The sequence below is a fragment of the Marinactinospora thermotolerans DSM 45154 genome (genome assembly GCF_900167435.1).
Taxonomy (GTDB): Bacteria; Actinomycetota; Actinomycetes; order Streptosporangiales; family Streptosporangiaceae; genus Marinactinospora; species Marinactinospora thermotolerans.
The window spans coordinates 25,662-37,994 of record NZ_FUWS01000015.1 but is presented as its reverse complement, the minus strand read 5'-3'; the positions used below and the strand labels follow the sequence as shown (position 1 = coordinate 37,994).

Annotated in this window: 11 protein-coding genes; 8 read left to right on the top strand and 3 right to left on the bottom strand. The window is 70.0% G+C overall.

The annotated features are described in order from the left end of the window. Positions 1–14 precede the first annotated feature (14 nt). Positions 15–173 (bottom strand): hypothetical protein, encoded by a 159-nt coding sequence (locus B5D66_RS25795; protein WP_200813754.1) that lies wholly within the window; start codon positions 171–173, stop codon positions 15–17. Between the two features lie 427 nt (positions 174–600). Here B5D66_RS25795 and B5D66_RS22260 point away from each other — a divergent pair, with 427 nt between their 5' ends. Both B5D66_RS22260 and dop read left to right on the top strand, forming a co-directional pair. Next, complete coding sequence (locus B5D66_RS22260; protein WP_078763762.1) at positions 601–1,167, top strand: hypothetical protein; 567 nt, start codon at positions 601–603, stop codon at positions 1,165–1,167. A gap of 897 nt (positions 1,168–2,064) precedes the next feature. Next, positions 2,065–3,585: a depupylase/deamidase Dop gene (gene dop / locus B5D66_RS22255; RefSeq protein ID WP_394330082.1), complete on the top strand. Its 1,521-nt coding sequence runs from the start codon at positions 2,065–2,067 to the stop codon at positions 3,583–3,585. Positions 3,586–3,664: 79 nt separating this feature from the next. On the opposite strand, the gene B5D66_RS22250 is transcribed toward dop, so the two are convergent. Continuing rightward, the gene (locus B5D66_RS22250) at positions 3,665–3,946 is read right to left on the bottom strand and encodes an early set domain-containing protein (RefSeq protein ID WP_078763760.1); all 282 of its coding nucleotides are present in this window, start codon (positions 3,944–3,946) and stop codon (positions 3,665–3,667) included. Positions 3,947–4,231: 285 nt separating this feature from the next. Between B5D66_RS22250 and B5D66_RS22245 the strand changes: the two genes are divergently transcribed. The 5 genes from B5D66_RS22245 (at position 4,232) to B5D66_RS22225 (ending at position 9,055) form a co-directional block, all read left to right on the top strand. Further along, positions 4,232–4,435 (top strand): ubiquitin-like protein Pup, encoded by a 204-nt coding sequence (locus B5D66_RS22245; RefSeq protein WP_078763818.1) that lies wholly within the window; start codon positions 4,232–4,234, stop codon positions 4,433–4,435. Between the two features lie 220 nt (positions 4,436–4,655). Continuing rightward, complete coding sequence (gene prcB, locus B5D66_RS22240) at positions 4,656–5,501, top strand: proteasome subunit beta (protein ID WP_078763759.1); 846 nt, start codon at positions 4,656–4,658, stop codon at positions 5,499–5,501. Positions 5,502–5,577: 76 nt separating this feature from the next. After that, positions 5,578–6,309, top strand: coding sequence for a proteasome subunit alpha (prcA, locus tag B5D66_RS22235; RefSeq protein ID WP_078763817.1), 732 nt, complete (start codon positions 5,578–5,580; stop codon positions 6,307–6,309). Between the two features lie 213 nt (positions 6,310–6,522). Next, positions 6,523–7,881: a Pup--protein ligase gene (gene pafA / locus B5D66_RS22230; protein WP_078763758.1), complete on the top strand. Its 1,359-nt coding sequence runs from the start codon at positions 6,523–6,525 to the stop codon at positions 7,879–7,881. A 124-nt stretch (positions 7,882–8,005) separates the two neighbouring features. Next, positions 8,006–9,055 (top strand): FKBP-type peptidyl-prolyl cis-trans isomerase, encoded by a 1,050-nt coding sequence (locus B5D66_RS22225; protein WP_200813753.1) that lies wholly within the window; start codon positions 8,006–8,008, stop codon positions 9,053–9,055. A 42-nt stretch (positions 9,056–9,097) separates the two neighbouring features. Here B5D66_RS22225 and B5D66_RS22220 read toward each other — a convergent pair whose 3' ends face one another. Next, positions 9,098–10,183, bottom strand: a complete 1,086-nt coding sequence (locus B5D66_RS22220) for a DUF3866 family protein (protein ID WP_078763757.1) — start codon at positions 10,181–10,183, stop codon at positions 9,098–9,100. Between the two features lie 79 nt (positions 10,184–10,262). On the opposite strand from B5D66_RS22220, the gene B5D66_RS22215 reads away from it, so the two are divergent. Then, the gene (locus B5D66_RS22215; protein ID WP_078763815.1) at positions 10,263–12,275 is read left to right on the top strand and encodes a helix-turn-helix transcriptional regulator; all 2,013 of its coding nucleotides are present in this window, start codon (positions 10,263–10,265) and stop codon (positions 12,273–12,275) included. Positions 12,276–12,333 lie beyond the last annotated feature (58 nt).

Genomic DNA, 12,333 nt, shown 5'->3' with positions numbered 1-12,333 from the left:
CGGGTCCGCTCGGGTCATTGGTACTCGACCAACTCCTCCTCGTCGTGCAGCCGGAAGTCGGACAGCTCTGGAGGCTCGACGTGCTCGAAACGGAGAAGGGGCTGCGGGGCGGACTCGGAGTCGCGCCGTGCTCGGCGGTTGGGGACCTTCGGTGCGGGGCCTCGACCGGCCATAGGTCACCTTCCGGAGCTTAGAGACGGAGTCGTGGGCAGGTCGGGAGGGTGTTTAGTGCGCTTCTGCAAGGTTTTCCAGGGCGCGGCGTATGAGGGTTTGGGAAGATTTATCCGATGCTGGTGCATCTGTACTGCTGGCGATTCTTCGAGTTGCTTAGATGTCTGCTTCTTGGGTGTATCTACTTCCGCGGTCCTTATTCGTCTAAGTTATGCCTTCGGGGGCAATAGTGGCTTTTGGTGCATTTTCATTTTCGGTCCTCCTTGGGGAAGGGTTGGGCGTGTCTGGAATTGGGAAGATTATATGTTTTCATGGAAAAAGGTGTGCGTGGGGATTGGTTGCTGGCACAGTGGTCTTGTTGGCGTGCAAGTTTGAGTCGTGGGCGCATTGTCACAATGCTGTTTGTTTTCTGCTTGGGAGAGGAATTCTATGGCGAACGAAATCAGGTACGGCGGCCTCATCCATCTGCAGAACGGGTACAACAACTGGGCGGGCGGGTACCTCGATACCAACGGGCACCGCCCCGCCCCCGCCAAGTACGGAGTCTCCACCGCGGACACGCCCACCCGAGGTGCTGGCACCGGCACGTGGGAGGTTCTGTCGGCCACAGGCAAGGCTGCCGGGTCGTTGGTGAACAGCGGGGATGTGATCTACCTGCGCAACCTCTACCAGGACGACGGCGGGTACCTCGACACCAACGGGCATGCGTCCGACGCTCAGAAGCAGTCCGGCGGCAAGTATGACGTCTCCACCTCACCGGGCAGGGACCGGGCTCAGGGCACCGGCCGCTGGCGGATCCTGGCTCAGACCTCCGGCACCCTGGACCAGTCGGTGCGCCTGGGGGACGTCCTGTTGCTGTGGAACCTCTACGACAACGGCAGCTTCCTGGAGACCAACAGCACCTCGGGCGCTGGTCTGTACGACGTGTGCACCAACGCCTACTTCAACCGGGCGGCCGACGTCGCCTACTGGAAGGCCCTGGCCGCCCAGGTGTGATCCCTCAGTGCCCGAGACCGCTGCCACGGCTCCAGTCGTTGACAGGACCAGGCGTCTCCGACATCACGCGACGCTCGGGCCCTTCGCTGCTAGCGAGGGCTCTCCAGCCTGAGCTAAGCAGGCATTCAAGAACCCCTGCCCGGTGTACCCGGCAGGGGTTTTGCTGTAACTGTGTCGGTAGGGACAGCATGGTGGGCATGGCATGGTCGGCTTTGCGTCGTCCTCTGTAGGCCGGTGCGCTGCGAAGCCTGCCGGAAGAGGACAAGATCTTCGGATAGCTGAGGCGTCCCGGGTGAAACCCCCAGACCCGTAATCGACGTGGCCACCGTTGACGTCCGCGCTTGGCCGCCCGTCGCTCTCACCCCGCGGTGGTTCCCGCCTGCGTTCGAGGGCCGGCGACAGGGCCCTCCGGACGAGACGGCGCGAGGGCGGGGCCGGACGGGCCGGGCGGACGCCCACGGCCGCCTGGCCGGCGACGGCCGACGATCCGGTGCGCGGCGTGCCCGCCAGGCCGCTTCGGCGCTGCCACCACCCGGTTGGACGGTCCTCTCCCGGGGTGGCTTCGCGGGGAGGGGGCGTCCTGGAGGGCGTTTCCCGACCCAGGGGTTTTCATGGGAAATAATATTTTGTCGCTATTTCTCCCGTTTATCCGTTTGTCCCTCGTGAAGGCGGGTGCCGGATGGCGGCCGAGGACGCCTCCCGTCCCCGTTCGGCGCGCTCCCCGGCTCTCCAGCCGGCGGCCGGCCCTCCTGCGAGGTCGAAAGGACGGGACACGCCCGTCCCACACGGACGAATGCGTGCCGAAGGGTGGCCAGGCGGCGGCAAGGGGGAAGTGGCGCGGCCACAATTCCGCTTCTTCACGTTCAAGGAGGGATCCCGAAGGATACTCTTCAAGGCATGAGTGTGCGGCGGATTATGGGCATTGAGACCGAGTACGGGATCTCCGTGCCCGGCAACCCTGGTGCCAACGCGATGGTGACATCCACCCAGGTGGTCAACGCCTACCTCGCGGCCTCGGCCGCCCGGGCGCGCAGGGCCCGCTGGGACTTCGAGGAGGAGAACCCGTTGCGGGACGCCCGCGGGTTCGACCTCGCCAGGGAGGTCGCCGACCCCTCCCAGCTCACCGACGAGGATCTCGGACTGGCCAACGTCATCCTGACCAACGGCGCACGGCTCTACGTCGACCACGCCCATCCCGAGTACTCCGCCCCCGAGGTCACCAACCCTCGCGACGCCGTGCTGTGGGACAAGGCCGGTGAACGGGTCATGGCCGATGCCGCGCGCCGGGCCGGGGCCGTCCCCGGGATCGACCCGATCCAGCTCTACAAGAACAACACCGACAACAAGGGCGCCTCCTACGGCTGCCACGAGAACTACCTGATGCGCCGGTCCACCCCCTTCGGCGAGATCGTGCGGCACCTCGTGCCGTTCTTCGTCTCCCGGCAGGTCATCTGCGGTGCCGGCCGGGTGGGCATCGGGGCCGACGGCCGCGACTCCGGCTTCCAGATCAGCCAGCGCGCCGACTTCTTCGAGGTCGAGGTGGGGCTGGAGACCACGCTCAAACGCCCCATCATCAACACCCGAGACGAGCCGCACGCCGACCCCGACAAGTACCGGCGGCTGCACGTCATCATCGGCGACGCCAACATGAGCGAGATCTCCACCTATCTCAAGCTCGGCACCACGGCGATCGTGCTGGCGATGATCGAGGACGGGTTCATCGGGGTCGACCTGTCGCTGGAGACCCCGGTGGCCGACCTGCGGGCCATCTCCCACGACCCCACGCTCACCCACGCGGTGCGGTTGCGCGACGGCCGCCGCATGACCGCGCTCCAACTCCAACGCGAGTACTTCGACCAGGCCCGCAAGTACGTCGAGGACAGGTTCGGCACCGACGTCGACCCCGACACCGCCGACGTGCTGGAGCGCTGGGGCAGCACCCTGGACCGCCTCGCCGACGATCCGATGCGCCTGGCCGGTGAGCTCGACTGGGTGGCCAAGCTCAAACTGCTCGAGGGCTACCGCGAACGCGACGGTCTCGACTGGGACCACCACCGTCTCCAGCTCGTCGACCTCCAGTACTCCGACGTGCGTCCGGACAAGGGGTTGTACAACCGGCTGGTCGCCCGTGGCCGTATCGAACGCCTCCTCGACGAGGAGGAGGTCGAGCGCGCCATAACCGAGCCGCCCGAGGACACCCGCGCCTACTTCCGGGGGCGGTGCCTGGACAAGTACGCCGACTCCGTCGCGGCGGCCTCGTGGGACTCCGTCATCTTCGATCTGCCCGGCCACGACTCGCTCCAGCGGGTGCCCACCCTGGAGCCGCTGCGGGGCACCAGGGAACACGTCGGCGCGCTGCTCGACCGCTCGCCGACGGCCAGTGACCTCGTCGCGGCCCTCACCGGCGAGCGCCGCTGAGCCGCCCGAACGACCACGCCAAGGGCCGCACGGACCGGGCAGAACGGTCCGTGCGGCCCTTGGCGTGTCCGCGGCGGTCTCACACGTGCAGTCGGCCCCCGTCCTCGTGCACCGCGTCGGCGTCGTGGTCGTCGAACCACACGCCGTTGTCCGCCAGATAGCGGAAGTGCAGTGTCGAGCTCGACGGCACGGTGACCACCACGCTGCGCTTGCCGTTGGAGCGCGGGGTGAGCGGGTGGGCGTGCGGGTCCCACTCGTTGAAGCAGCCGACCACCGAGACCGGGCCGGGTTGCTCCTCCAGGGGCAGCGAGAAGGTCACCTTGACGTTCCCGTCCTTGCCCGGTTTGCCGCGCTTGATCATGATCGAATCCCCCCTTGCACACCCGCGCCGGCCACCCGGCCGGCGCGGTGGGCGCCCTGTACACCGCTATGGCCGGACGGGCGCCCGGATCCCCGTCCAATTGTGGACGTCTTGTCCACAACCTCACGGAGGACACGCCGGTCCACGGCCACGGCGGAGGTGGGAAGGGGCGAGGTCACACGGCTCTTTCACGTCCCGTGACAAAACAGCGGCCACGATCAAGGTTGAGCGGACCTGGGTTGGGCCAATATAAGGGGCGAGACCCCGAATAGGGAGGTTGTGGAGATGGCGACGAAGGACACCGGCGGCCAGAAGCACGCGAACCGCACCGACCAGGAGGTCGAGGAAGTCGAGGCGGGCAGCGACGTCCAGGAGCGCAACGAGAAGCTGTCGGAGGACGTCGACGACATCCTCGACGAGATCGACGAGGTGCTCGAGAGCAACTCCGAGGACTTCGTCCGCCAGTTCGTCCAGAAGGGTGGCCAGTAGCCCACGCCCGGCCCGCCGCGCCCGGCCCGCGGACCGGCGCGGGCGGGCCGCGACCCCGGGCCCGCCCGCGCCGGGGCAGTTCGCCCACAGCGAGAAGGCCATCGGCCGCTACACGCCCGTACGGCGGGCTCAGTAGGGTCAGAACACCAGATGACTACAACCACCCACCGCGCCCCGCTCGCCCCTCAACCAGGGCTGGGGCGCCACCGAAGGGAGTCGCGTGTCTGAAGCGTTCGGAATCGGCGGACGGCTGCCCGCAGCGTTCATGAACCCGGGAACGTCGTCGTTCATCGATTTTCTGGCCCAGGTGAACCCCGACCTGCTCCCGGGGCGGCGCAACCTGCCACAGGGCGACTCCTCCCACCTCACCCCCGACGCCACCACCATCGTGGCGCTGACCTTCCCCGGGGGCGTGCTGCTGGCGGGCGATCGCCGGGCGACCTCCGGCAACGTCATCGCCAACCGCGACATGGACAAGCTGTTCCGCGCGGACGAGTTCTCCGCGGTGGCCATCGCGGGGTCGGCCGGCATCGGCATCGAACTGGCCCGGCTCTTCCAGGTCGAGCTGGAGCACTACGAGAAGCGCGAGGGCCGGCCGCTGTCGCTGGAGGGCAAGGCCAACCGGCTGGCCTCGATGATCCGCGGCAACCTCGGCATGGCCCTCCAGGGCTTCGTCGTGGTCCCCCTGCTCGTCGGCTACGACGAGCCGCGCGGCGAGGGACGGATCTTCAGCTACGACCCCGTGGGCGGCCGGTACGAGGAACACCGCTACCACTCCATCGGCTCCGGCTCGGTCTACGCCAGGGGATCGCTGAAGAAGCTCTACCGCGACGACCTCTCCGAGGAGGACGCGGCCCTGGTGGCGTTGCAGGCGCTCTACGACGCCGCCGACGACGACTCCGCCACGGGCGGGCCCGACGTGCACCGCAGGATCTACCCGCTGGTCGACGTCATCACCGACGACGGGCATCGGCGGCTGCCGGCCGACGAGGTCGCCGAGTTGGCCGACACCGTCGTCACCGGTCGTTCCCAGCGCCCCGACGGTCCCACCGCGCCGTTGAGCTGAGCCCCGTCCCCCTTCCCGTCGCGGCCCGCGACCCGGGCCGCCGGACCGACCAGTAAAGGAAAACTCCGCGGTGTCGATGCCGTTCTACGTCTCGCCCGAACAGATCATGAAGGACAAGGCGGACTACGCGCGTAAGGGAATCGCGCGGGGCCGCAGCGCCGTCGTCCTGCGTTACGACGGCGGGATCCTGTTCGTCGCGGACAACATGTCCCGGACCCTCCACAAGATCAGCGAGCTCTACGACCGCATCGCCTTCGCCGCCGTCGGCCGCTACAACGAGTTCGAGAACCTGCGGCTGGCGGGGGTCCGCTACGCGGACTCCCACGGTTACGCCTACGACCGGCGTGACGTGACCGGTCAGATGCTCGCCAACGCCTACGCCCAGACGCTGGGCGCGGTGTTCACCGAGAGCAACAAGCCCTGGGAGGTCGAGATCGTCGTCGCCGAGGTGGGCGACACCCCCGAGGCCGACCAGATCTACCGGATCACCTTCGACGGCTCCGTGGTCGACGAACGCGACTTCGTCGCCATGGGCGGATCGGCCGAACGGGTCACCAGCGCGCTCAAGGAGCGCTACGACGGCGAGGCCCCGCTCGCCACGGCACTGGCCACGGCGATGCACGCGCTGTCCCACGAGAACGGCGAACGGCGTGAGCTGGAGGCCGCCAGCCTGGAGGTGGCGGTGCTCGACCGGGCGCGCGAACACCGCAAGTTCCGCCGCGTCCAGGGCGAGCGCCTGAACCGCCTCATCGCCGAGTCGCGCGCCTCGGGGACGCGGCCGGAGGAATCCGGCGACACCGAGACGTGAGGGAGGCGGACGTGACCGGGACGGGCGGGCGCCGGTCGGGCAGAGGGCCCGGCCGGCGCCCGCCCGTTTTCCCCGCTCCCCGCACCGCCCGCGCGACCGGGAGGAACCGGTCATGCGCGGCCCATGGCGGTGGGGGAGCCCGGGCAATAGTGTGGGTTGGTGGAGCGCCGCAGGGCGCCACCTGCGGTGACGTGGGACGGGAGTTGAGGCCACGTGGAACGTCGCATCTTTGGTCTGGAGAACGAGTACGGCGTCACCTGCACGTTCCGGGGGCAGCGCAGACTGTCTCCGGACGAGGTGGCGCGCTACCTGTTCCGCCGCGTCGTGTCGTGGGGGCGCAGCAGCAACGTCTTCCTGCGTAACGGGGCCCGGCTCTACCTCGACGTCGGCAGTCACCCCGAGTACGCCACCCCCGAGTGCGACAGCCTGCTCGACCTGGTCGCCCACGACAAGGCGGGCGAGCGCATCCTCGAGGGGTTGCAGGTCGACGCGGAGCAGCGTCTGCACGAAGAGGGCATCGCCGGCGAGATCTACCTGTTCAAGAACAACACCGACTCGGCCGGCAACTCCTACGGGTGCCACGAGAACTACCTCGTCGGACGGCACGGGGAGTTCGGCCGGCTGGCCGACATCCTCATCCCCTTCCTGGTCACCCGTCAGATCATCTGCGGGGCCGGCAAGGTGCTCCAGACCCCGCGGGGCGCCCTGTACTGCGTCAGCCAGCGCGCCGAGCACATCTGGGAGGGGGTCTCCTCGGCGACGACCCGGTCGCGTCCCATCATCAACACGCGCGACGAGCCCCACGCCGACGCCGAGCGCTTCCGCCGCCTGCACGTCATCGTCGGCGACTCCAACATGAGCGAGACCACCACGCTGCTCAAGTTGGCCTCGACCGACCTCGTGCTGCGGATGATCGAGGCCGGCGTGATCATGCGCGACTACACGCTGGAGAACCCGATCCGGGCGATCCGCGAGGTCAGCCACGACATGACCGGCCGGCGCAAGGTGCGCCTGGCCAACGGGCGCGAGGCCAGCGCTCTGGAGATCCAGCGCGAATACCTGGAGAAGGTCCAGACCTACGTCGACCGCCACGGAACCGACGCCACCGGCAAGCGCGTGCTGGAACTGTGGCAGCGCACCCTCGACGCGGTCGACACCGGCAACCTCGACCTGGTGGCCCGCGAGATCGACTGGGTCGCCAAGTACCAGCTCCTGGAGCGCTACCGGGCCAAGCACGGTCTTTCGCTGTCCTCGCCGCGTATCGCCCAGCTGGACCTCACCTACCACGACATCCACCGCGACCGCGGGCTGTTCTACCTGATGCAGCGCCGCGGCCAGATGGAGAGGGTCGTCGGCGACCTGAAGATCTTCGAGGCCAAGTCGGTCCCGCCGCAGACCACGCGCGCCCGGTTGCGCGGCGAGTTCATCCGGCGGGCCCAGGAGAAGCGGCGCGACTTCACGGTCGACTGGGTCCACCTCAAGCTCAACGACCAGGCGCAGCGCACGGTGCTGTGCAAGGACCCGTTCAAGTCCGTCGACGAGCGGGTGGAGAAGCTCATCGCGGGCATGTAGCCGGTCGTCGAGGGGACGCCCGCCGGGCGCCCCCTCTTACCGGCCTCTTACCGGCTGGGGTCATCCTGGCTTCTTCGATAGTGTGTCGGGGATTCCCATACCGGACTCTTGAGGTAGTGACAATATGCGTCGACGTGCCGCCGCGGCCCTCGTGGTGCCGCTCTCCGCCCTGATGCTGGGGGCCTCCAGTTGCGGCGTCATTCCAGAGGACTGGCGGACGCCCGCATTTCTGAAGTCGGACGAGGAGCAGCTCGACGAGCGCCTGCCCACCGCGACCGGTCCGGTCGGCGAGGAGCCCGAGGTGTCCTTCCCCGACATCGACCCGCCCAAGGAGCAGATCTCCGGGGTGGTCCACAAGGGCGAGGGCGAGAGCGAGCTGGTGCGCTCCGACGACATGTTGCTCGTCGACATCGTCGACTACGACTGGACCGGCAAGGGGAAGACGGAGAAGGTCCAGTCGACCTACGAGACCGGTGCCCCGATGCTCCTCCAGCTCGGCCAGATGACCGAGGAGCTGACGGCCGACCTCATCGACCAGCCGGTCGGCAGCCGGGTCGTCTACGTCTTCCCGCCCAGCGACCCCACGACCGGCCAGCCCTCGGAGGAGGGCACCACGTCGGTGTCGGTCCTCGACATCCGCGGCCGCTACGGCAAGGGCGACGTCGTCCCCGGTGAGCAGACCACCGACGGCGGAGGCGACCTGCCGACCGCGGCCGACGCCGGACGGGCCATGCCCGACATCACGATCCCCGACGCCGACCCGCCCAAGGAGCTCGAAACCGTCGAGCTGGTCGAGGGGGAGGGGCCCGAGGTCGAGTCCGGCCAGCAGCTCGTCGTCCAGTACACCGGCGTGACCTGGAACGACGGCGAGGTCTTCGACTCCACCTGGACCCGCGACGGCACCCCCGCGACGTTTGCGATCGGTGTCGGCCAGGTCATCCAGGGCTGGGACGAGGGGCTGGTCGGCCAGAAGGTGGGCAGCCGGGTCATGCTGGTGATCCCCGAGGACCTCGCCTATGGCGAGAACGCCGAGGCCAGCGGCTCTCCGGCGGGCACGCTCGTCTTCGTCGTGGACATCCTCGGCGCCGTGGACACCCAGCCGGCCCCCGAACCCTCCGACCAGCCCGAGGCCTCCGCCGAACCCGAGGCGTCGGCGTCGCCCGACGGCGAGTAGCGGATCCGGCGCCGCGGGCCCCGTCCGCGGCGCCGAGGCGGGTCAGGTCGTGGCGGCGAGGAGCCGGGCGGCGTGGCGGCCCGCCGCGGCGGCGGTGAGGAAGTAGGCGCGGTCCTCGGCCAGACCGCGCCCCATGGTCGACAGCCGCACCGGCAGTTCCAGCAGGGCCTCCTCCAGGCCCTCCACGTCGACCTCGACCAGCGTGTGCCGCTCGCCGAGCACCGCCGCCTGCGCGCGCACCCGTTCGCCGAATTCCCCCGGCAACCGGGGGACGACCACCTCGGCGCGGGCCAGCGCGACCCGGCCGTAGGCGGTGAGGCTGTGGTGGGACAGGCCGTGGTGGCGCTCGCGCGCGTCGCCCTCGCTGACACGCAGCGACGCCACGGGCCGCCCGCCCAGCACCGCCGCGGCGTTGACGGCCTCGCCCGTGGACACCCCGGAGAAGCCCCACGGCGTGCCGGTGCCCAGATTGCCCGGCCCCTGCGCCACCACGGTGATCTCGGCGCCCAGAATGTGCCGGGCCGCCAGCAGTCCGGTGTGGGTGGTCACGGCTTCGAGGTCGCCACCGAAGGCCTGTCCGACGGTGACGGTGGCCGTGAGCCTCCCGGAGCTTCGAAGCTCGGCCGCGCTGCGGGAGAACCAGGCGGGCAGCGCGCCCCCGTCGAGCATGACGTAGACGACGCGGCTGCCGGGGCGCTCCCGCTCGATCCCGGCGAGGATCGCCGGCAGCGCCGAGTGCAGGTCGGCGGTGACGACCGGCATGGCCTCGATCCCGTCGGCGTCGCGGAGTACGGCGTGATGGGGGGAGTCCTGCTCGTCGGCGCCGAGCACGGTGGCCTGCAACGGGGTGTAGCGGGCCTTGACGAGATGGCCGGGGCCGCGGGGCGGGTCGGGGGGCAGCCGGTCGGGGATCGCCACGACCAGGGCGTAACCGCCGGTTCCCAGGCCCAGGGCCAGCGCGTTAGTGTTGAGCAGGACGCGGTCGCCGGGCCGGGGGAGTCCGACGAGCGAGGTGTAGGCCAGCGCGCGGCACCCCTCACGGGTCCCTTCCAGCGTCACCTCCAGCTCCGCCGCACCGGGCCACTCGCGCCGGACCGATCTGACTTCGCCTTCACGCCATCTGATCACGCAGGCACGGTACCGTCTTGCCGAGTGCGGGCGCGGCGGACCCGCGCGATTGACGACAATGCTGGAAGGGCACGGCACGATGTCGCAGGAGAAGACCGAACGGCAGCTCAACCTGGTGATCTGCCTGCTCGCCACGCGGCGCTTCCTCACCGCGCAGGAGATCCGGGCGACGGTGCCGGGCTATTCCAAGGCCGAGAGCGACGCGGCGTTCAAGCGCATGTTCGAGCGGGACAAGAAGGAGCTGCGCGACAGCGGCATCCCGATCGAGATGGGCGGAGGAGACGTCTGGAGCGACGAGGAGGGGTACCGCATCTCCCGGGCCGACTACGAACTGGCCGAGATCGAGCTGCGCCCCGACGAGGCCGCCGTCCTCGGCCTGGCGGCGCGGGCCTGGCGGCACGCCGCGCTGGGGAGCGAGGCGGCCAACGCGCTGATGAAGTTGCGCGCCGCGGGCGTGCCCGTCCACGACGACGCCGCGCCCAGCGTCGCCCCGGTCCTGGCCACCGACGAACCCGCCTTCCTGCCGGTGTGGCAGGCGGTTCGGGACCGGCGCCCGATCGTGTTCGACTACCGCAAGCCCGACCTGGAGGTGACGCGCCGCGAGGTCGAACCGTGGGGCGTCGTCAACCTCCGGGGCCGCTGGTACGTGGCCGGCCACGACCGGGGCCGCGGGGCGCGCCGGGTCTTCCGGCTGGGCCGCATCGTCGGCGACGTGCGGGTGGTCACCAGCGGCCCGCCGGTCGAGGTCCCCGCCGACGCCGATGTGCGGTCGATGGTGCGTCTGCAAGAGTCCGGCCCCGACCGGGTGGCGGTGCTGCGGGTGCGCGCGGACGCGGCGCACGAGCTGCGCCGTCGCGCGCACCGGATCCTGCCCGGCGACCACTCGGTGGGCGAACCCGGCTGGGACGTCTTGGAGTACCCCTACACCGACCCGGCCGGCCTGGTCGCCGACGTCGCCGGCTACGGGGCCCGGGTGGAGGTCGTGGAACCCGACGAGGCCCGCGCCGCGATCGCCGCCCACCTGCGGGCGGTGGCCGAGCGCGACCTCGGGGACGTCGAGGCCGAGGCGCCCGCCGCGCGTGAGCTCCACGCGGCCGCTCCCCGGCGCGCAGCCGCCTCCTCCGAGCAGCTGCGCCGGTTGCTGATGCTGGTGCCCTACGCCCTCAGCCACGACGTGCGCGTCTCCGAGGTCGCCGAGCACTTCGGGCTCAGCGAGAAGCAGGTGATCAAGGACCTGGGTCTGCTGTGGATGTGCGGGCTGCCCGGCTACACCCCCGGTGACCTGATCGACGTCGACATCGAGGCGGCGCAGCAGACCGGCGAGATCATCATCGCCAACGCCGACACGCTGGCCAAGCCGCTGCGGCTGACCGCGGACGAGGCCGCCAGCCTCGTCATCGGCGTCGAACTGCTGCGCGACCTGCTCGGAGAACTCCCCGGCATCGCCGACAGCGACGCGCTCAAGCGCGTCGAGACCAAGCTGAGGGAGGCGGCCGGCGCCCCCGTGGAGCGGCTGACCGAAGCCGTGGACGTGCGCCTGGAGATCAGCGACGAGGTGCGTGACGTGCAACGCCGCGCCGACGAGGCGCTCCGGGGCGGCCACCGGGTGCACCTGCGCTACCTGTCGAGCTACCAGGACGAGGTGACCGAGCGCGAGGTCGATCCGATCCGCCTTCTGGTGCAGGAGGGGCACCCGTTCCTGGAAGGATGGTGCCGGCTGCGCCAGGACGTCCGCCTCTTCCGGCTGGACCGGGTGCTGGACCTCACCGTGCTGCCGGTCGCGGCCGAGGTCCCCGAGGGGGTGCACGGACGTGACCTGGAGGGAGGGCTGCTGCCGCCCTCTCCCCATGACACGTTCGTCACCTTGGACCTCTCCCCGGCGGGCCGCTGGGTCGCCGAGGAGTACGTCTGCGAGGGGCTGCGCGAACTGGACGGCGGGTGGCTGCGCGCGACGCTGCGCACCCCGGTGCCGGCGTGGGCGCGCCGCCTGGCGTTGCGGTTGGGGCCCGACGCTCGCGTCGTGGCGCCCGTGGAGGTCGCCGAGCAGGTGCGCGAGGAGGCCGGGAAGGCGCTAGGGGCCTATCTCCCCTGAGCTCCGCCGGGCCGGCCCCAGATGTTCCGTCAGGTGAACGAGGAGGGAAAACGCGAGG